Annotated in this window: 17 protein-coding genes and 1 riboswitch; of the genes, 13 read left to right on the forward strand and 4 right to left on the reverse strand. The window is 40.6% G+C overall.

The window, feature by feature from the left end:
* Positions 1-11: 11 nt before the first annotated feature.
* Genes HCJ30_RS09060 through HCJ30_RS09070 form a run of 3 tightly spaced genes read left to right on the forward strand, consistent with a single transcriptional unit; the run spans position 12 to position 2,907 of the window.
* Positions 12-1,955, forward strand: coding sequence for an ATP-binding cassette domain-containing protein (locus HCJ30_RS09060; RefSeq protein ID WP_185391888.1), 1,944 nt, complete (start codon positions 12-14; stop codon positions 1,953-1,955).
* Complete coding sequence (locus tag HCJ30_RS09065; protein ID WP_185391889.1) at positions 1,952-2,347, forward strand: thioredoxin family protein; 396 nt, start codon at positions 1,952-1,954, stop codon at positions 2,345-2,347. Before HCJ30_RS09060 ends, HCJ30_RS09065 begins: the two co-directional genes overlap by 4 nt.
* A 38-nt stretch (positions 2,348-2,385) precedes the next feature.
* Positions 2,386-2,907 (forward strand): thioredoxin family protein, encoded by a 522-nt coding sequence (locus tag HCJ30_RS09070; protein WP_185391890.1) that lies wholly within the window; start codon positions 2,386-2,388, stop codon positions 2,905-2,907.
* Between the two features lie 65 nt (positions 2,908-2,972).
* On the opposite strand, the gene HCJ30_RS09075 is transcribed toward HCJ30_RS09070, so the two are convergent.
* On the reverse strand, positions 2,973-4,766 hold the full coding sequence (locus tag HCJ30_RS09075) for a 1,4-beta-N-acetylmuramoylhydrolase (RefSeq protein WP_185391891.1): 1,794 nt from the start codon (positions 4,764-4,766) through the stop codon (positions 2,973-2,975).
* Between the two features lie 162 nt (positions 4,767-4,928).
* Here HCJ30_RS09075 and HCJ30_RS09080 point away from each other — a divergent pair, with 162 nt between their 5' ends.
* The 4 genes from HCJ30_RS09080 to HCJ30_RS09100 all read left to right on the forward strand — a co-directional run bounded on the left by HCJ30_RS09080 (position 4,929) and on the right by HCJ30_RS09100 (position 10,859).
* Positions 4,929-5,495: a TetR/AcrR family transcriptional regulator gene (locus HCJ30_RS09080; protein ID WP_149046658.1), complete on the forward strand. Its 567-nt coding sequence runs from the start codon at positions 4,929-4,931 to the stop codon at positions 5,493-5,495.
* Positions 5,496-5,597: 102 nt separating this feature from the next.
* A riboswitch (M-box (ykoK) riboswitch) is annotated at positions 5,598-5,764 on the forward strand.
* Positions 5,765-6,048: 284 nt separating this feature from the next.
* Positions 6,049-8,619 carry a magnesium-translocating P-type ATPase gene (gene mgtA / locus HCJ30_RS09090; protein WP_185391892.1) on the forward strand — a complete coding sequence of 857 codons (2,571 nt, stop codon included), beginning with the start codon at positions 6,049-6,051 and terminating at the stop codon, positions 8,617-8,619.
* On the forward strand, positions 8,620-9,741 hold the full coding sequence (locus tag HCJ30_RS09095; protein ID WP_185391893.1) for an FtsW/RodA/SpoVE family cell cycle protein: 1,122 nt from the start codon (positions 8,620-8,622) through the stop codon (positions 9,739-9,741). It begins immediately after the preceding gene.
* Positions 9,738-10,859, forward strand: a complete 1,122-nt coding sequence (locus tag HCJ30_RS09100; RefSeq protein WP_185391894.1) for an FtsW/RodA/SpoVE family cell cycle protein — start codon at positions 9,738-9,740, stop codon at positions 10,857-10,859. Before HCJ30_RS09095 ends, HCJ30_RS09100 begins: the two co-directional genes overlap by 4 nt.
* 20 nt (positions 10,860-10,879) lie before the next feature.
* Here HCJ30_RS09100 and HCJ30_RS09105 read toward each other — a convergent pair whose 3' ends face one another.
* The 3 genes from HCJ30_RS09105 to HCJ30_RS09115 form a co-directional block, all read right to left on the reverse strand.
* On the reverse strand, positions 10,880-11,182 hold the full coding sequence (locus HCJ30_RS09105; protein ID WP_003722042.1) for a PTS sugar transporter subunit IIA: 303 nt from the start codon (positions 11,180-11,182) through the stop codon (positions 10,880-10,882).
* A gap of 36 nt (positions 11,183-11,218) precedes the next feature.
* Positions 11,219-12,526 carry a PTS sugar transporter subunit IIC gene (locus HCJ30_RS09110; RefSeq protein WP_185391895.1) on the reverse strand — a complete coding sequence of 436 codons (1,308 nt, stop codon included), beginning with the start codon at positions 12,524-12,526 and terminating at the stop codon, positions 11,219-11,221.
* Between the two features lie 136 nt (positions 12,527-12,662).
* Positions 12,663-12,968, reverse strand: a complete 306-nt coding sequence (locus HCJ30_RS09115; RefSeq protein ID WP_008948903.1) for a PTS sugar transporter subunit IIB — start codon at positions 12,966-12,968, stop codon at positions 12,663-12,665.
* Positions 12,969-13,223: 255 nt separating this feature from the next.
* On the opposite strand from HCJ30_RS09115, the gene HCJ30_RS09120 reads away from it, so the two are divergent.
* Genes HCJ30_RS09120 through HCJ30_RS09145 form a run of 6 tightly spaced genes read left to right on the forward strand, consistent with a single transcriptional unit; the run spans position 13,224 to position 21,040 of the window.
* Positions 13,224-13,313: a potassium-transporting ATPase subunit F gene (locus HCJ30_RS09120; protein WP_185391896.1), complete on the forward strand. Its 90-nt coding sequence runs from the start codon at positions 13,224-13,226 to the stop codon at positions 13,311-13,313.
* Positions 13,310-14,995: a potassium-transporting ATPase subunit KdpA gene (gene kdpA / locus HCJ30_RS09125; protein WP_185391897.1), complete on the forward strand. Its 1,686-nt coding sequence runs from the start codon at positions 13,310-13,312 to the stop codon at positions 14,993-14,995. The genes HCJ30_RS09120 and kdpA overlap by 4 nt, the downstream gene beginning before the upstream one ends.
* Before the next feature lie 11 nt (positions 14,996-15,006).
* Positions 15,007-17,052 carry a potassium-transporting ATPase subunit KdpB gene (gene kdpB, locus HCJ30_RS09130; RefSeq protein WP_185391898.1) on the forward strand — a complete coding sequence of 682 codons (2,046 nt, stop codon included), beginning with the start codon at positions 15,007-15,009 and terminating at the stop codon, positions 17,050-17,052.
* A gap of 14 nt (positions 17,053-17,066) precedes the next feature.
* Positions 17,067-17,639 carry a K(+)-transporting ATPase subunit C gene (gene kdpC / locus HCJ30_RS09135; RefSeq protein WP_185391899.1) on the forward strand — a complete coding sequence of 191 codons (573 nt, stop codon included), beginning with the start codon at positions 17,067-17,069 and terminating at the stop codon, positions 17,637-17,639.
* 18 nt (positions 17,640-17,657) lie between these two features.
* Positions 17,658-20,348 carry an ATP-binding protein gene (locus HCJ30_RS09140; protein WP_185391900.1) on the forward strand — a complete coding sequence of 897 codons (2,691 nt, stop codon included), beginning with the start codon at positions 17,658-17,660 and terminating at the stop codon, positions 20,346-20,348.
* Entirely contained in the window at positions 20,345-21,040 is a 696-nt protein-coding gene (locus tag HCJ30_RS09145; RefSeq protein WP_185391901.1) for a response regulator transcription factor, read from the forward strand. The genes HCJ30_RS09140 and HCJ30_RS09145 overlap by 4 nt, the downstream gene beginning before the upstream one ends.
* The last annotated feature ends 13 nt before the right edge of the window (positions 21,041-21,053 follow it).

A 21,053-nucleotide genomic window follows, 5' to 3' on the forward strand; every position in this document is an offset into this window, starting at 1 on the left:
GAATGGGGATTATGAAAAATTTAAAAGAAGAGGATGTATTAAAAGTAATCAAGATTATATTGTCAGAAAATAGCGGAAATACAGATGCTGTAAAAAATATTTTCTTGCCATTTAATGAAAATCATTTGAAAGAGTATTTTAAGCAGTTTCATATAGAGGTTAATATAGATACGTTTTCATTTGATAAGCTGAAATCCGATAAATTAAACATTGTTATTACAAAAGAGAATGAAGTTATGATCATTAGTTCTTTTGATGAGGATACTTTTGTTATTGATAACATAAAAAAGAAAAAGCGAAAAAGATGGAAGGATTATGACTTTAAAAAAATTTTACATGTAATAGATATCGAAGTTCGTGAGCATAGTAAAGAAACGGATACTTTTGTACTTAAAGAGGTATATGAGTACTTGAAATTAAATAGATTAAAGTTGCTAAGTATTTGTGCGTTGATGTTTGTTAGTTCTATTTTATTAATAGTGATGTCTTTCTACTTTGAGGTGATTTTTGACCTAGTAGTAGTTAATTATTTATTTAGTTATTTATGGCCGATGACATTTTTTTGTTTTTGCATAATACTTTTAATCGGTGGTATATACTTTTGCACAGAAATATTATTATCAAAGTATGTGGTTAACATAGTGAATCACAGGCGAAATATTTTGTCAGCAGAAATGGATAGGGTAGTAAAGAAAGAATACATGCCTCGTGTAATGCTATTTTTAAATAACGTACCAACTCGTATATTTACTGTAATGTTAAAATGGTTTGCGAGCGTACCACTATTATTTTTAGGGCTACTATTATTTAATTACGATTTTAATCTTTTTATAATATGTTTGCTAATTGGAATATTAAATATTTTGATTGGTATTGGATTTTCTTCCTATTCAAAGAATAAGTATAAATCGTTTATGGTCCATCATGTAGAGAAGGAACTCAATGATAATCAGCACTTTCTTTGTTCTAATAAGAAAAATGGGCCTGTGCTTAACTCTAAAGAGATATTTCATAATATATTATTTTTGAACTGGATTTTTGGGCTTCTTTTTGGCCTTTCGACATTAGCACTGTTTGCATATTTAACAAGGATGGTACTTTTGGACATTATTTCAGTGGGGATATTATTTATCTATTTAGCAATAGCTTTATCATTTTTGCTACCATTCGTTCTGTTCGGAAAATTATATATAGAAATGAATATTTATGAAGGTTATCTAGAAATTTATAATAGTTTATTTAAATACAGTCAATATAGAGCAACAACTTTTTGGGATAATAAGAAGATTTCAAAGCTTCGTTTACAAAATGTGAAATTGCCTAATAATGCGGGGCCTTCAATTAATAGTATGCAATTTACTTTTAATAATAGGGAATTAATATCCATTGAAGGGAAAAATAATACAGGGAAATCATATTTAGCAAATCTTTTAACAAGTAAAACTGAAACAAAATCACAAGTAGTTTTTTATGATGAAGTAGATTTGTGTAACTTGGGTGACAGTGAAAAGTTTGAAAAAAAGGTAGTGCTACTAAGTTATTATGAGAGGCTCAGAAGTGGAGAGACGATTTTAGAGAATATAACTCAAGGAGAAAACTATTCAGAAAAAGATATATATGATGCTTGTCAAGAAGCGTGTATATTGAATTTTATTAATAAACTTCCTAATAAATTTCATACAATTATTGAAAATGATGTTCAGTTTTCCACGACTGAGAAAAAACTTATTCGGCTTGCAGCAACCTTATTAAATGAAGCTGAAGTTATTGTTTTTGATAGCTTTTTTGATCAATTTGATTCTGAAGAAGAAAGAAGGATACTAGAAAATTTGAAGGAAGTTCCTGGAGTAAAGCTGGTTATTAGCAAAAAAAATATAAATGCTGATTTATTTGATAGTAATTTTTTGTTAATAGACGGTAGATTGCAAAGAAGTGAAGGAGTTAGTAACTTATGAAAAAACTTATTCTTATCATATTAGGGGGCATTTGTATATTTGCAATAGTCACGTTGGTAATGTCTGACCAAAAAGAAAATTATTATCAAAAAATCTCTACAAAAGAGGCAAAAGATATTATCAGCAGTAGTGGGGATGAATTAATATATTTTTATAAAAAAGGATGTGCAGCCTGCAATTCATTTAAGCCGATTTTGAATGCAAAAATTAAAGAAGATAATGTAAAAGTGTATGCAATTGATGTAGAGGCAAAAGAGAATGAAGGTGAATTTTTTGAGCAATATAATATTAATAGTACCCCTACATTAATAAAATTTGTCAATGGAAAATCAGTTAATCGGCATGAAGGTGCGATGACAAAAAAAGAGTTGGATGTTTTTATAAATAACTAGCTAATGATGATTGATAAATGAGGAAAGGTTGGATGGGAATGAAAAAAATTATTTTTACGTTTATAGCATTACTAGTGCTAGTATCAATTGTAGTAGTTGGGAATGAATTTAATAAAAATAAAAATGAAGTGAAGGAATTAGAGGGAAAAGTAGACATATTGACTAGTTCTTACCCGGACATCTATAATTATATTAATTCAGTGTCATACAATAACTTTGATTCATTTCTTAGTGATAATAAGGATAAAAACGTCTTAGTTTATGTAGGTCGTCCTACTTGTGGGGATTGTACAGTGTTTGAGCCTAAATTAATTAAAGAAATTAAAGAAAATAAATTACAAGGAAAAATGGTATATTTAAATGTTGCAAAAATAAGAAAAAATGAGCAAGAATGGAATGAGTTTAAGAATAAATATAATATTTTATATACACCAACTTTAGCTGTCTTTAGGAATGGGAAACTAATAAAACAAGTAGGTTGGACTCCATCAAATGGAATCGATATGGATGAAATAAACTTGTTTTTGAGGGATACGAGTAATTTTGACAATATAAATTAAGAAAATCATAAAAAGAGTATTTCTAAAATAGAAATACTCTTTTTAAATACATAATCAGCTTATATTCACTTAATCGTCAATTTCTGACCAACATGAATCATATTGCTCGGTAATTTATTCCAAGCTTTAATGTTATCAACTGTTGTATTGAACTGTCTGGAAATGGCCCAAAGTGAGTCACCTTTTTTGACAGTGTATGTTTTTACTGCAGAATTGCTTGGTGCGTTTGTACTTGGTTTAGCTGTGTTTGTTGTAGATCCGGCGCTAACTTTAAGTTTTTGGCCCGGGTAGATGAAATCGGATTTTAGGTTATTCCAAGTTTTTAGGTTAGCGATAGTTACTTTATTGTTGTTCGCGATTCTCCAAAGCGAGTCACCTTTAGCAACTGTGTAAACTTTAGCGTTTGTGCTCGTGCTTGTGCTTGGTTTGGATGTATTTGTGTTTGTGCTCGGTTTAGATGTGCTTGTATTTGTATTCGTGTTAGTATTTGTAGTTGATCCGGCACTTACTTTAAGTTTTTGACCCGGGTAAATGAAATCGGATTTCAAGTTATTCCAAGCTTTTAAATTGGCGATGGTTACTTTGTTGTTGTTTGCGATTCTCCAAAGTGAGTCACCTTTTACAACAGTGTAAACTTTCGCGTTTGTACTCGTATCTGTACTTGGTTTCGACGTGTTTGTTCCCGTGCTCGGTTTGGATGTGTCTGTATTTGTTGTAGTCGATCCGGCGCTAACTTTAAGTTTTTGGCCTGGGTAAATGAAATCGGATTTTAGGTTATTCCAAGCTTTTAGGTTCGCGATGGTTACTTTATTGTTGTTCGCGATTCTCCAAAGTGAGTCACCTTTTACGACAGTATACATTTTGGCGCTGGTGTTGTTTGTATTTCCAGTGTTGCCAGTATTTCCTGTGTTACCAGTGTTTCCGGAATTGCCGCCAGTTGTTTTGCCGCTGTCGTACTGTGTTAAGTTATATCGGCTGATTAAATCATTTAATTTTGTTGCATAGGCTGTGTCGGTTGCGTATGTTCCTGTTAGAGCTTTGGTTGCGTCTTTGTAGGAAGTTGTGTTGCTTTTCCAAGCTTTGGAATAGTAGCTTGGGTTCCAACTTGGGCCGCTACGAATAACTTTAGCGTAATCTTCTAGTGATTGATGGTAAGAAGGATATTTTCTAAATTTAGCTGTGATTGTGTAGTAATTTCCTTTGCCGTCATCTTCTAGGGTTTGTTTTGTGTAAGATTGGCCGTTGTAAGCTCCTTTGATTCCAAAAAGATTGTAGTTTGGAGCTGAGCCTAATTCGCTCGTTCCATAGGCGCTCTCTAAAATTGCTTGGGCGATCATGACGGATGCGTACAAGTCATTTTCTGCTGCAATTTGGGAAGAAGAGGCTTGGATTGTTTGAATAAAGCTTTGAACCGTTGCGCTTGAACGGAGTGCTGATTTTTGTAATAAGTTATAAGTAGCTGGTGTAGAGTAGCTTGTTACGCTATTTGGATTGCTAACTGTAGCGGGTTCTACTGGAGCTTGTTCTACTTTTTTAGCTACGGGTTGATTTTCTTCTGGTGTTTTTGTTTGTTCTTTTGTTTCAGGTTGGTTTGATTCAACTGTTTTTTCTGTTGTGTTTTCAGGAGTGGCAGTTGTTGGTGTTTCGGTTGTTGTGTTGGCTTCTGCGCTTTTTGATGCTTCGTCAGCAGGTGCTGTTTCGTCTGCGCTAACGATTACTTCGATTCCTGGAACAGTGATAGAGGTTGCAATGGCAGTAACCCCAGCAATCGTTGCACCAGTTTTGAACTTGTTACTTTTTTTGTTTTTCTTTTGTTCTTTTAAAGTTTCAAGGATACGTTCTTTTCTTGTTTTTTGCATGGTAAGTCACTTCCAATTCTTTTAAATATTCTACATCCATTATTACACACTTCACATAGCTTATGAATGATATCGACAAATTGTAATTAAATTGTCAAAAAGGCTCGTCTTTGTTATACTGAATATAAGCAAGTGCTTACTTAGTTGAACGGGGGTAAAATGATGATTACAAACGAATCCATTATGGATGCGACGCTTTGTATGATGGCGAAACATGGCATTAAGGGCTCCACAACAAGACAATTAGCAGAAGCCGCTGGAATAAATGAAGCTACGATTTTTAAAAAATTCAAGAGTAAAGATAATCTCATTCATATGACGCTGGAAGTTCAATTTGAAAGTATGAAGGCGGAAATCAATCAATTTTTTGATAAAGATTTTGAAAGCGCTAAAGTATTTTTACGTCAGGCGAGTCAGTTTATTTCGGATATTTATGAAAAATATCGTGATTTTATGGTGATTTCTGTTCGCGAAATGGGCAGTAAAGATATGGAGTTTATTGATCCGTCGATTGTGGAATATTTGTATGAGCGGGTTAATCAAAAAGTGAAGGAAATGATTCCGAGTAAGAACTCTGCACAAGAAGCGGATGCGATTTCTTTAATTTTAAATAGTGTTATTTTACTCATCATGGTGGAAAAAGTGCGCGATGACATTTATAAGCGCCCGCCAACGATTACAACTACAGCAGATTCTTTAGCAGATGTCCTGTTGAAATTATTAAAATAAATCACGAAAAGTTAAATAAAAGTTAAGTATTTTACATTTTGTCTTGCGAGCTTAGATTTTCTATGTTAAACTCGTAGACGATTAGAGCGATAATAAATATGTAGTTTTGCCTGTTAGGTGAGGCTCCTATGCAAACACAGGCCACTGCCCAAAAATGTCCAAAGACGCCAATGGGTAGAACAGGGATTGTCGGATTAAGGCTTTCCATAATGTGGCTAAGAGTATTCTTTACGTTGCATAGTGCCAAAACTTTAGCGAGGGGAGTCTGTTTTAGTATGCGTATAAATGCAGCAGTCCTTGCCAAAGTTTTGGTAAGGACTTTTTTCATGTTTATTAGGAAAATAATTATCTGGGAATGACAATCTTTTTTTCAGATAATTAAGCTTAGGTAAAATTCGAAAGGAGATGAAGGCAATGGCCCACCATCAGGAAGAGGAAGTAGAAGAACCGGATTCGTATGATAGTAATCAAGCTGCAAGAGTGACTAACCTTCATCTCTGGCACACATAAACGTTATTCTCAGCTTGCCTAGAAAGAATTGGAGGCAAGGAAAATGAAAAAACTACATGGAAAAATGCAAGGTAACAATTTGCTCAAAGAATCACAAATGAGCAGAGGGAAAGTTTTGGAAAAGTTAGGTGTTATAGAAACAGGGTTAACGAACGTCGAAGTTACGGAACGGCTGGCGGAGTTCGGGCCGAATCAAACGGTGGAAGAAAAGAAAGTATCAAATTTACGGTTGTTTATTCGGGCATTCAACGATCCGTTTATCTATATTTTAGCGATGTTAATGGTTGTTTCGTATTTGACGGACGACATGGAAGCGACTGTGATTATGGCGCTGATGATACTCGCGAGTGGGGTGCTTGGCTTTATTCAAACGAGTAGAGCGGAGCGGGCGAGCTATGCGCTGAAAAATATGGTGAAAAATAAAGTGAATGTTATACGGGACGGTTGCGTGGTTGTGGTGGCGCAAGATGAAATTGTACCGGGAGATTTGATTGAGATTTCAGCGGGGGATATTATTCCGGCAGATGCGCGCGTGATTTCGGCTACGGACTTATTAATTAACCAGTCGGCGCTCACAGGTGAATCGATTCCAGATGAGAAATTTGTGGAAGATAAACGCGCTAACCCAGAAATTTTTGAACGAGAAAACTTGTTGTTTATGGGGACGGATGTGCTAAGTGGGCATGGTCGGGCAGTTGTTTTGCGGACAGGAAGCTCAACGTTTTTCGGATCGCTATCGATTGCAGCTACCGAACGTCGCGGTGATACGAGTTTTGATAAAGGTGTTAAATCAATTTCGAAGTTGCTATTTTACTTTATGATGGTGATGGTTCCGATTGTGTTTATGATTAACGGGCTCATGAAAGGCAATTGGTTGGAGGCATTTCTTTATGCGGTGGCGATTGCGGTTGGGCTCACGCCTGAGATGCTACCGATGATTGTCAGCACGAACTTGGCAAAAGGCGCCATCAATATGTCCAAGAAAAAAGTAATTATGAAAGAACTGAGCGCTATTCAAAATATCGGTGCGATGGATATTTTATGTACGGATAAAACGGGCACACTCACGGAAGATAAGCTAGAATTGGTGAAATACATTGATAGCGCGGGCGAAACTTCAGAAAGTGTCTTGAAAATGGCTTATTTAAACAGTTATTTCCAAACGGGCTGGAAAAATGTTTTAGACCATGCTGTGATTGCCAAATTGGATGAAAAGACTGCTTCAGGTTGGACAAAAGTTGGCGAGATTCCGTTTAATTTTGATCGACGGCGCTTGAGTGTAGTGGTCGAAAATATTACCGAGACAAGGATGATTACAAAAGGCGCGGTAGAAGAAATGCTCACTGTATGCACTCACAAGGAATTTGCTGGTACTATTTCTACACTAACTGAGTCAGAAAAGGATGAACTCCAAGAAATGTGTGCAGAAATGAATCGTTCAGGAATCCGTGTGATTGCTGTGGCTTATAAAACTGGAAAAGTCGGGGAAGCATTCACGAAGACGGACGAGGAACAAATGATTATTGCGGGATTCTTAGGTTTCCGCGATCCAGTGAAAGCGTCGACGAAAGAAGCGATTGCTCATCTTTTTAAAAATCAAATTAACGTGAAGGTTTTGACGGGTGATAACGAAATTGTTACGAAGCGGATTTGCCAGGAAGTCGGCATTCCAGCGAACGGATTTTTACTTGGTACGGATGTGGAAGAGCTGTCTGATGAAGAGCTTACGCGCGAACTACGAAAATACCATATTTTTGCGAAATTAACGCCGATGCAAAAATCGCGAATTATTGGTTTGCTAAAAAAAGCCGGGCATACGGTTGGGTTCCTTGGTGACGGAATTAATGATGCGCCGGCGCTTAGGAAAGCGGATGTTGGGATTTCGGTGGATACGGCGGCCGATATTACGAAAGATGCCAGCTCGGTCATTTTGCTTGAGAAAAGTTTAACGGTATTAAATGATGCGGTGATGGAAGGGCGAAATGTATTCGGGAATATTTTAAAATACTTGAAAATGACGGCCAGCTCAAACTTTGGGAATGTGTTTAGTGTTTTGGTTGCAAGTGCGTTTATTCCGTTTTTACCAATGTTGTCGCTACACCTGCTCTTGCAAAACCTGCTTTATGATTTCTCCCAATTAACACTTCCTTGGGACAAAATGGACCGTTCGTTTTTGAAAAAGCCGCATCAATGGGAACAAAAAGGAATGCTGCGCTTTATTCTGTGTATTGGCCCGGTAAGTTCAATCTTTGATATTGCGACGTTTCTAATTATGTGGTTTGTATTTAGTGCGAATACGGTGGCGGAACAGGCTTTATTCCATAGTGGCTGGTTTGTGGTCGGATTACTCACGCAAACATTGGTTGTACACATGATCCGGACGGAAAAAATACCGTTCATTCAAAGTCGGGCAACTGCTCCAGTAATGATTGCGACGCTTATTGTGATGACGCTTGGGATTGTTATTCCATTTACTGGATTTGGTCACAGCATTGGATTTGTCAGCTTACCAGGTAGCTATTTCCCATGGTTGATTTTAATTCTAGTTGGTTATATGGCAACGATGCAGTTAGTGAAAACTCTTTACATTCGGAAGTTCCGGGAGTGGATTTAAATGCGGGCAGGACGTGTGCTCTTTATAACGTATTTGCTTTTGGCGGTTTGGAGTTTGCTGCTCGTTTATAGCACGAGTTACGGGGTTGCCATCATGCGTTACAAAGTGGAGCCGGGATACTTTTTTAATAGGCAGTTCCTTTTTTACGGGCTGGGGTTTGTCGGATTGCTTGTTTGTTCGCGTATTAATGTGCAACTATTTTATCGACGGTGGACGTTGCGCATTTTGGCAGGAAGTTTGGTTGGCTTGTTAATTCTAGTGCTTTTAACGGGCAGTGCGGCGAATAATGCGCAAAGGTGGCTATCTATCGCAGGTGTGACTTTCCAACCAACAGAAACGGTCAAATTGCTACTAATATTAGTAATTGCAACAGTTTTCTTGAAAAAAGGTTGTGGGGTGCGTGTACAATATTGGTTGCTTGGGTTTCTATTTTTAACGGTTGGTCTTGTCTTCTTACAGCCGGATTTAGGGACGGCGCTGATTTTAGGTGTCATTGGGGTCGCTTTGTTTTTAACGAGCGGAGTCGGCCTGACGCGCCTTGTCCGGGTGGCAATTTGGGTATTTGGTCTTTTATTACTTGCAGCTACTCTGATTTATTTCTTTCACCCTGCCTTTTTTAGTTCAGCAAAATTGGACCGGTTCGCTTTTCTGGATCCATTTAATCTTAATAATTTAGATGCTTCTTATCAACTTAGGAATGGTTATTACGCGATTGGAAGTGGCGGGGTTTTTGGAAATGGACTTGGTGAGAGTGTGCAAAAATTAGGCTATTTGCCGGAGCCGCATACGGATTTTATTATGACGGTGGTTGCGGAAGAGCTGGGTGTTTTCGGTGTTATTTGGACGATTTTGTTATTAATGTTGCTTAGTTTTACGGCACTTTATATTGCTATTCATAGTCAGTTTATTTTTGATTCGATGGTTTGTATTGGGGTGGCTACTTGGATTTCGGTGCAGATGTTTTTGAATCTTGGTGGTGTGAGTGGGATTATTCCGCTTACAGGGGTGCCGCTGCCATTTATTAGTTATGGTGGAAGTTCGGTCGTGATGCTGTCGTGTGCGGTAGGTTTTGTGCTGGCAGCGGCAAGGCGGAATAAATCGAGAGAGGTCGTGTATTTATGAAACGGGATGTGCTTTATAACCGGATTATTTTATCGGTATTTTTATTATCTTTAGTTAGTTGTGTGGCGATTTATTTTGCACAGAAGACGAACCAGTACGATACGAATTTTTTAGGAATGCAATTGGTGTTTTTAGCGATTGGGGCGCTGACTTGTTATGGTGTTTCGCGACTTCCGGTAGAGTTTTTACGCCATCATGCGATTTGGCTTTACGCAATTATGGTAATCACGCTACTCGGGATACTCATTCCAAACCCTTTAGTGCAAAATATTAACGGGGCAACGCGGTGGTATCGGTTTGCGGGGCTATCTTTTCAACCGTCAGAAGTAGTGAAATCGATTTTTATTTTTGTGTTGGCGCATTTTGCAGTGAAATATCAAGCGCAAAAATGGAAGCAATTGGGAATTTTAGCTGTGCTCACGGGCATTGTATTGCTATTAATTATGAAGCAGCCAGACCTTGGGACGACTATTGTTTATGGGGTTACGGCGCTGGCGATTATTTTGCTGGCAATCAGGTCGACGAAGCTGATGGTCGGGATTATTACGTTGATTTTAACGACGGCGACGGTAGGAATGTATGTCATTGTGTATCATATTAGTTTGCTGGAGAAGATTGGTTTTCATGCGTATCAGTTTTCGCGGATTCAGACGTGGCTTGATCCGACGACTGATCCGGATGCGGTGTATCAACTTAATTTATCAATGAAGGCGGTTGGTTCGGGGATGTTGACGGGGAGTTCAGGGACCAATGCGTATATTCCTGAAAGTCATACAGATATGATTTTTAGTACTATTGGACATCAGTTTGGCTTTGTTGGTGTAAGTTTGCTACTGATTTTGTTTATGCTTCTTATTCACCAATTAATTATGGCGGCACTTTTAATGAAGAATACTTTTTCTTCGCTTGTTTTAGCAGGCTTTGCGGTAAGTTTTGCGTTTAATATTTTTGAGAATATTGGTATGACTGTGGGGCTTATGCCGCTGACGGGGATTCCGCTGCCTTTTATTAGTTATGGTGGGAGCGCTGTGCTTGGGAATTTTATTGCGGTTGGTGTTGTGCTAGCGATTATCCGATCAGATGCTAATTTAATAGAAGAAAAAAACCAGCTGTCATGACGACGGCTGGTTTTTTGGTTTTATTTATTCTTATAAAGGTCAACAATTTCTTTCGCTAAATCTTTGAAAGTAATTGCATTCATTAAGTGGTCTTGTGCGTGAACGAGTAGAAGGGAAACTTCTGTTTTTTCGCCACGTGCTTCACCTTGTATAAGTTTTGTTTGAGAATGATGCGCTTCAAGTAGTGCTTGTTCTGCTTGGGCGATTTGTTCGTCTGCTTGAGCGAAATCCCCTTTTTTAGCGGAATCAATGGCTAACATAGCATCACTTTTAGCGTTACCACCGAACACGATCAAGCTCATAATAGTTTGCTCTAAATCCATCTGTAAACACGTCCTTAAAGTTTTGGTTTTTAAAAATTATTCAGCAGTAACGCCTTCAGCAGCAAGTGCTTCTTTTTCACGACGTAGCTCTTGGATTTGAGCAATTTTCGCGAATGGAAGGAAGATTAGGATAGATAGACCTAAGTTTACAGCTGCAAGTACGCCACCTGCGATACTTTGTGTTGCAAGTGCTCCACCGATAATTGGTGGTGTAGTCCAAGGAGTTACGATAGTACAAGCTGGTACCCAACCGATAGCTGTTGCAAAGTAAGCTACAGTTACAAGTACAAGTGGTGCCAAGATGTACGGAATGAACATAATTGGATTCAAGACGATTGGAAGACCAAACATCATTGGTTCGTTAATGTTGAAAAGACCTGGCGCTGCAGACAATTTAGAAACTGTCATGTACGCTTTATGTTTACGAGCTACGATAAAGATAGCAATGATTAAACCGATAGTTGCCCCAGTTCCGCCTAAGTTAACGAAAGAGTCAAAGAAAGGTTTGTTAACGATGTAAGGAAGTTCTTTACCAGCTTTTAATGCATCTTGGTTAGCAGTAATAGCTGGGATATTGATTGTTTGCATGAACGGGTCGATAATGTTCGCACCATGTAAACCAAAGAACCAAAGGAAAGCAGAAACGAATGCTAGTAGTAATGCTGCTGGCAAGGAGTTTGCAAGACCCATGAACGGTTCTTGTACTAATTCGTAGAAAGAAATTACTAAGTTAGTCACACCAGCTGCTTGGAAGAACGCAGTGATAAGACCAAAGATAGAAACAGTGATCATTGCAGGGAATAAAGCTGCGAATGAACGAGAAACTGCCGGTGGAACACCATCAGGCATTGAGATAATTAATTTCGGGCTACCACTTAAGCGAGTGAAGATTTCTGTTGAAAGAATAGCGATAATTAAAGCTAAGAAAAGACCAGTTGATCCAAGACCACCAGTGTTTGCAATACCGTCTGCACCAGGAGCAATTGCGCCGATAGTGAAGAAAGTTGCAACAGAAACTACTGCGGAAGAAATAGGATCTTTGTCATAAGATTTAGCTAAGTTATAAGCTACTGTGAATGCAACGAGTAATGCTAAGATAGCAAAAGTACCGTTCCAAACGTTTCCGCCGAATGCTTGCCAAGTTCCTTCACCAAATAAGTTATTCATGAATTTTTGGTAAGCTGCAATTGGGAAGTTGTTAATTAAAACGGCGAAAGACCCTAGAATCATTAGTGGCATAGTTGTGATGAAACCATCACGAATTGCTACTAAATGACGTTGCCCACCAATTTTGGCAGCGTAGGGAATGAAATATTTCTCCATAAATGCGATAAAACCATTCATTTTTTATTCTCCTTTTTTGAGGATAAAGTAATAGCATTGATTAAGACAAATACATAATTTCTAAAACGTCATGTTATTACGTTACCTCTTCCATTTTTTTATAATTTTCAGCCAGACAGCTGTAATTACCCTCTTTTTACTTCATTAAATCTAATGCTTGTTCTAAAACTTTGTCGCCTTTCATCATTCCGTAATCAACACTGTTAATAACAGCTAGCGGAATACCTTTTGGCTCTAATTTTTTCTTCATGTTTCCTTCTAAGAAACGTACTTGTGGTCCAAGTAATAAAACATCGATTTCGTCTAAATGGTTAGCTGCTTCTGCTTCGGCAACTGCGAAGATTTTTGCTTCAAGGCCTTGTTCTTCAGCTGCTTTTTCCATTTTTGTAACTAGTAAGCTGGTAGACATACCTGCTGAACATACTAACATGATTGTTTTCATGATTATTTCCTCCTCTAGATAATTCTCTTAACACTTATTTATATATGCAAGTACCGTGCCAACTTTAAATGTGGCTATAAAAGGGTTTTCATTTTGTTTTTTACTTACACATTGGCTTTTTTTTGTGTGTAATTTTTACACACATGGAGATATTAACGGAATCTTTATGCGGGCCTTGAGAATCTTAACACTGTCTTTATGCATTTGTTGTTAGGATTAGTGGTGGAAAGAGTACGATGAAGGGGTGAACGGAAAATGGGTGTTGTTCTAGTAGTTGCTGGAATCATCGGTTTAGCTTTGTTGGTGTATTTATTTTATGTGTTGTTTAGAGGTGAGGATCTATGAAGTATATCGTGATGCAAGATGTGTTTTTTGTTGTATTGTTGTTAGTTTTAGCAGTGCCACTTGGGATTTATATGTATAAAGTGATGATTGGGGAGAAGGTGTTTTTATCGAGGATGCTTGAGCCGGTTGAGCGGTTTGGTTATCGGTTGATGGGTGTGAGTGACGCGGGGATGTCGGCAAAACGTTATGCGGTTTCGGTGCTTGCTTTTAGTGCGGTGGGCTTTATATTTGTGATGGCGGTGTTGATGTTGCAAGGGTTTTTACCGCTGAATCCAGAAGGTATGAAGGGGCTTAGTTTTAGTTTGGCGTTTAATACGGCGGCGAGTTTTGTGTCGAATACGAACTGGCAGGCTTATTCTGGTGAGACGGCTTTATCGTATTTTTCACAGTCGATTGGCTTAACGGTACAGAACTTTGTTTCTGCAGCGACAGGGATTGCGGTTTTATTTGCGGTAATTCGCGGCTTTATATGGAAGAAACAGAAAACGGTCGGGAATTTTTGGCAAGATTTATTTCGGGTGACGCTGTATATTTTGTTGCCGCTTTCGCTTGTATTGGCGCTGGTTTTAGTGTCGCAAGGGGTGGTGCAATCATTTGCAAATTATTCGGTTGTCGAAACGCTTGAAAATGGCGCGAAACAGTTAATTCCACTTGGACCAGCTGCAAGTCAAATTGCGATTAAGCAACTTGGAACAAATGGTGGCGGCTTTTTCGGAGCGAATTCTGCTTTTCCGTTTGAAAATCCATCTAGTTTTACTAATTTAGTGGAGATGCTGGCGATTTTGCTTATTCCGGTGGCGCTTGTTGTGATGTTTGGGCGCGCGGTGAAAGATAGCAAGCAAGGGCGTGCGATTATGACGGCGATGTTGATTGTTTTTGTTGTCGGGGTCGTTGCAATTACAGTTTCTGAACAGTTTGCGGGGCCGAGTTACCAAGGGGTTGCGACTTCGGGAAGTATGGAAGGTAAAGAAGTGCGTTTTGGAGTTGGTGGATCGGCGCTTTTCGCGGCTTCAACGACGGCTGCTTCGAATGGGGCGGTGAACACGATGCATGATAGTTTGACGCCGCTTGGTGGGCTTGTGCCAATGTTCTTTATGCAGCTTGGCGAGGTCATTTTTGGCGGAGTTGGTAGTGGGCTTTATGGCATGATTGGCTTTATTATTTTGACGGTGTTTATCGCGGGGCTTTTGGTTGGGCGGACGCCGGAATATTTAGGAAAGAAAATTGAGCCGTACGATATGAAAATGGTCTGTTTGCTTATTTTAGTTCCGCCGCTGTTGACGCTTTTTGGTACGGCGGTTGCGGTGATGATGCCGAGTGTGCAAGCTTCAGTTTCGGCGAGTGGTGCGCATGGCTTTTCGGAGGTACTCTATGCGTTTACTTCGATGGGAAATAATAACGGTAGTGCTTTTGCTGGATTTGCGGCAGACACGACGTTTACGAATATGGTTGGTGCAGTAATGATGTTACTTGCTCGTTTTATTCCGCTAGTTGCGGCGCTTTACTTGGCGCAAAATATGGCGGGTAAGAGTCCGGTTGCAGCGAGCAGTGGGACGTTATCGACAAAAAATGGCATGTTTATCGGTCTTTTAATTGGGGTTGTGGTGCTAGTTGGCGCACTTAGTTTCTTGCCGGCGCTTGCACTTGGACCGATTGCGGACTTCTTTACAACTTTCAAATGAGGTGAATGGAAATGATGGAAAAAGGTATTTGGAAAGATTCACTGATTCAGTCGATGAAAAAACTGTCTCCTAAACTACAAGTGAAAAATCCGGTCATGCTACTTGTTTATGTGGGTGCGATTTTGGCAACGAGTCTTTATTTTCTTGGCTTTTTCGGGATTTCGGATGAGCAGTCTGGTTATACGCTCGCGATTGCGCTGATTTTATGGTTTACGGTGTTGTTTGCGAATTTTGCGGAGGCGATTGCGGAAGGGCGTGGTCGAGCGCAAGCGGACAGTTTGAAAATGGCGCGGAAAGACGTTTTAGCCAGGAAGTTGAAAAAGATAGAGGATAAAGCGGATGTCGTGGAGGTAGCTTCGAATGATTTGAAAAAAGGCGATATTGTGTATGTGCTTGCGAACGAGCAGATTCCGATGGATGGTGAGGTTATTGAAGGTGCGGCCTCGGTTGATGAAAGTGCGATAACTGGGGAATCGGCGCCGGTAATTCGTGAGTCTGGCGGGGATAGGAGCGCTGTGACTGGCGGGACTACACTTGTTTCTGACTGGCTTGTTATTCGGGTAACGGCGGTTTCTGGGGAAAGTTTCTTAGATAAAATGATTGCGATGGTGGAAGGTGCTTCGAGGAAAAAGACGCCAAATGAGATCGCTTTGCAAATTTTGCTTGTGACGCTTTCGATTATTTTTCTGGCGGTTTCAGCGACACTTTTACCGTTTACTGAATTTGCGAGTAAACAGGCGGATGCTGGTTCGGCGATTTCGATTACGAATGTGATTGCGTTACTGGTCTGTTTGGCGCCGACAACGATTGGTGCGCTACTTTCGTCGATTGGGATTGCTGGAATGAGTCGTTTAAATCAAGCGAATGTTTTAGCGATGAGTGGTCGTGCGATTGAGGCGGCGGGTGATGTGGACGTGCTTTTACTTGATAAAACTGGGACGATTACGCTTGGAAACCGGAAAGCGAGCGAATTTTTGCCGGTGGATGGTGTGACGGAACAGGAACTAGCGGATGCGGCACAACTTTCCTCGATTGCGGATGAAACGGCGGAAGGTCGCAGTATTGTTGTGTTAGCGAAAGAACGCTTTGACATTCGCGGCCGAGATTTTGCTGAAATGCACGCAGAATTTGTTCCTTTTACTGCAACGACACGAATGAGCGGGATTGATTATCAAGAAAATACGATTCGAAAAGGCGCGGCGGATGCAGTTCGTGCTTATGTAACGGCGAATGGCGGAACGTATCCGAAAGAGTGTGACACAATTGTTAGTAAGGTCGCTGGTGCAGGCGGAACTCCGCTTGTCGTCGTTCGAAACAACCAAGTGCTTGGCGTGATTTATTTAAAAGATATCGTGAAAAATGGCGTGAAAGAACGTTTTCTCGATTTACGTAAAATGGGCATTAAAACAATCATGATTACTGGGGATAATCCGATGACAGCTGCTGCGATTGCGGCGGAAGCGGGAGTGGATGATTTTTTAGCTGAAGCAACTCCCGAAGCAAAATTGGAATTAATCCGCGAATATCAACGGGAAGGCCATTTAGTTGCGATGACAGGTGACGGGACAAATGATGCGCCAGCGCTTGCACAAGCTGACGTGGCTGTGGCGATGAATACGGGGACGCAAGCTGCAAAAGAAGCTGGTAATATGGTTGACCTTGATTCTAGCCCGACAAAATTAATTGATATTGTGCGGATTGGCAAACAGCTTTTAATGACGCGTGGCGCGCTGACTACGTTTAGTGTTGCAAATGATTTAGCGAAATACTTTGCGATTATTCCAGTGCTGTTTTACGGGATTTTTCCTGAGCTTGAGGCACTTAATTTAATGGGATTAACAAGTCCGACGAGCGCCATTTTATCCGCGATTATTTACAATGCTGTGATTATCATCGCCCTCATTCCGTTATCGTTAAAAGGCGTGAAGTACCGCGAGATGCCAGCGGGAAAATTACTCAGCCGCAACATGTTGATTTACGGGCTGGGCGGATTGATTGCTCCATTCATTGCGATTAAATTGATCGATATGCTGTTAACTGTTCTAGGAATCATTTGAGAGGGGGAGAAAACATGAAAAGATTTATGAAAATTTGGAAGCCGGCCGTTGTTGGATTTCTACTTTTGACATTGGTGTGTGGCGTGGTTTATCCGGGTGTTGTCACGATTATTGCAGGTGCAGCTTTTCACGACAAAGCAAATGGCAGTATAATAGAAGAAAAGTTAGCAGATGGCTCGACCGGAAAATACGGTTCTGCTGAAATTGGCCAAACGTTTACGAAGCCAGAGTACTTGATTGGACGGGCAGCAAGTGACGGTGCGGCGACCAACTTGAATCCGACGAGCGAAGAACAAAAACAATTAGTAGAAAAACGGATTGCATGGTGGCACAAACTAGACCCAGCCAACAACCGAGTTATCCCGGCGGATCTCGTAACCGCGTCAGCAAGTGGCGTGGATCCAGATATCTCGGAGGCAGCGGCAGCGTACCAAGTAGACCGGATTTCCAGAGAACGCGGGATTTCCACCAAAGTAGTTAAGGAAATCATTGCGGAACACACAAGTTCGCGATTGTTAGGTTTTTGGGGTGAGCCGACTGTGAACGTTTTACAAGTCAATTTGGCATTAGATAGTTTGAAAATGTAGGTAGTTGGAGGCGAGAATATGGAAACGAATCGTCCAAGTCCGGATGCGCTACTAGTGAATTTGCAAGAAGAAACAGATTCATCGGTAGGTAAATTAAAAATATATTTTGGCTTTGCGGCAGGTGTTGGGAAAACGTACGCGATGTTAAGTGATGCCAAAGATCAACTAGCAGCGGGCGTCGATGTTGTTGCTGGTTATATTGAACCTCATGCGCGGGAAGAAACGCTGAGAATGCTAGTAGGAATCCCGGTTATTTCGCCTAAAGCAATCAACCATAAAAACATTGCGCTCAAAGAATTCGATTTGGACGAAGCGTTGAAACGGAAACCGGAACTGATTTTGGTAGACGAACTTGCGCATACGAATGCTGCTGGCGTGCGCAATAAGAAACGTTTTCAAGATGTGGAAGAGTTGCTTCAAGCGGGAATCGATGTGTATACAACGGTAAATGTGCAACATATCGAAAGTCTGAATGATATCGTGGAAGGCATCACCAAAGTCGCTGTCCGCGAAACCATTCCGGACTACGTTTTTGACGAAGCGGACCGCGTAAAGCTAATCGATATCGAACCAGACGAACTTTTAAAACGGCTTGAACAAGGTAAAATTTATCAACCAGAACGCGCACGAACGGCCATGCAGAACTTTTTTACTAGAGAAAATTTGAAACTATTACGCGAAATTGCGATGCGTAAAGCGGCGGACCGAATTAGTCATGAATACGACCAGACAGGCATTTATCCGGAAAAGCGCGCGAGTAGTAAGTGGCTCGTCTGCATCGGGACGTCCCCTTCATCTGCGAAACTGATTCGCTGGACAGCGCGCACTGCCGAGGCTTTCCGCGCACCATGGACTGCTCTTTATATTGAAAATGAAGAAAATGATTATATGACCAAAGCGGAGAAAAAATGTCTGCGCGAAACGATGGAACTAGCGGAACGGCTTGGCGCGGAGATTGTCACACTCGCTGGACACGATATCGCAGAAACAGTAGCCGAATATGCCCGTTTGACTGGGGTGACGAATATTGTTGTTGGTAAATCGCGCCGTCGTATGGGGCTACGGTCTTTATTTGAGGATGATTTTGAAGACCAGCTAATTACACATCTCGATAACGTCGATATGCACATTATTCCTTCTAGCCAGCCAGAGACGAAAAAACGTCGAATAAAAGTGCGTTTTAAAAGCTTCCTAACATGGCACGATATGGCGAAAATGGTCTTGCTACTTACGCTGGCAACAGCAATATGCGTTGGTTTAAGTGAATTCGGCATTGGCGACCAGAACGTTATTATGGTATATATTTTGTCCGTTTTAATAATTTCTCGAGTAACAAGTGGCTATGTTTACGGTGTCCTCGGTTCTATCATTGGCGTCATGTTGTTTAATTTCTTTTTCACGTCACCGCTCTATACATTTAATACGATTCAAGCGGGTTATCCGGTGACTTTTGGGATTATGCTCTTAGTGGCTTTAATTACGAGTGCGCTAACTGTTCGGATTAAAACACAAGCGAGCCTTGCCGTTGAGCGGGAGCGCCGAACCGAAGTGCTTTATGAAATCAATAAACAGCTGTTAGTAACCCGGAATTTAAAAGGAATTATCGATTTAACCAATGAATATATTTTGCATTTATTTAGCCGTTCCGTGATTTTTTATTCAACTGACCCAGCCAAAAGTAACGAAGGAATTTTCGTGCAAGCGGAAGGTAAAGAGGATGCGAACGCGCTTCTTGGTGCTGATGAGGAAGCTGTCGCGCACTGGGTTTTTAAAAATAAAAAACGGGCGGGCGCTGGAACGGATACGCTGATGGGCGCATTTGGTTATTACATGCCAGTGATGTCGCAAGGAAAAGTGCTTGGCGTCATTGGGGTTTCCTGTTCGGAGGAAGAAGGCCCACTCACACAAGATAACCGGATATTTTTACGGATGATTAGCTCGCAAGTTGCGCTGGCTTTAGAGCGGCAATATTTATCAGAAGAACAGCGTCAAATCGTCATCGAATCCGCGAAAGAAAAAATGAGAAGTAATTTACTACGGGCAATTTCGCATGATTTAAGAACGCCACTTACTGGTATCATTGGCGCAAGTTCGGCTTTGCTAGAAAAAGAAACGGAGCTAGATAAAGAAACCGAGCGAAACTTAATTAAAGGCATTAAAGATGATTCTGGCTGGCTCATTCGGATGGTCGAAAATCTACTTTCTGTCACGCGAATTAGCGAAGGTTTAGTCAGTTTGGAACGAGCGCCGGAAGCTGTGGAAGAGATTGTTGGTGAAGCAGTTGGACGTATTAAAAAACGTTTTGCAGACCGAACTATCCACGTCAAAGTACCGCGCGATTTGCTGATGGTTCCAATGGACGGCACGCTCATTGAGCAAGTGCTTATTAATTTGATGGAAAATGCGCTGCGCCACGGCGGACCTGCTGCGGAAGTGTGGGTAAACGTGACGAAAACGAAGCAAAGTGCTATTTTCAGTGTGCGTGATAATGGCAAAGGAATTCCGGAAAATCGTTTGCCTGATTTATTTGATACGTTTGCGGTAGAAGCGAGAGAACGTTCGGATATGTCTCGTGGTTTGGGGCTTGGTTTATCGATTTGTATGTCGATTATTCGGGCGCATGACGGGACTTTAGAAGCGAAAAACAACGAACATGGCGGGGCGACATTCTGGTTCACTTTGCCATTAGATGGAGGAGATGGAAAATGAACAGCAAGCGACTTGTGCTAATTGTGGAGGATGAAGATGGCATTAGTAATTTTATTTCGGCGGTGTTGACGGCTAGCGATTATGCGGTAATTAAAGCAACGAATGGCAAAGAAGCGTTGGAGCAGACGGCTAGCCATTCACCAGATGTGGTGTTGCTTGACCTCGGTTTGCCTGATATGGAGGGGCTAGATGTGCTTCGTGCCATTCGCATTTGGTCCAAAGTGCCGATTATTGTCGTATCCGCGCGCGATCATGAACGAGAAAAAGTAACTGCACTTGACCTCGGCGCAGATGATTATATTACGAAGCCATTTGGAACATCAGAACTACTGGCGCGCATTCGAACTGCACTGCGGCATATTCAACCAAGCAATAAAGCAACGCCAAATGACCACGTAATTCAAATTCAAAACCTTTATATCGATGACGACCGCCGACTTGTCAAAATGGGCGCTGCGGAAATTCATTTTACACCAATCGAATATAAAATTTTACTCTTGTTAGCGCGCCATGCTGGGAAAGTTCTCACGCACGATTTTATTATTCGCGAAATTTGGGGACCTTATTCAAGCGAAAATCAAGCACTACGGGTAAATATGAGTAATATCAGGCGTAAAATCGAAAAAAATCCTGCAGAACCTGCCTATATTTTGACAGAAGTAGGGGTTGGTTACCGGATGGCAGAAGAATAATATGTTATGATAA

This window comes from Listeria cossartiae subsp. cossartiae (genome assembly GCF_014224155.1).
GTDB lineage: Bacteria > Bacillota > Bacilli > Lactobacillales > Listeriaceae > Listeria > Listeria cossartiae.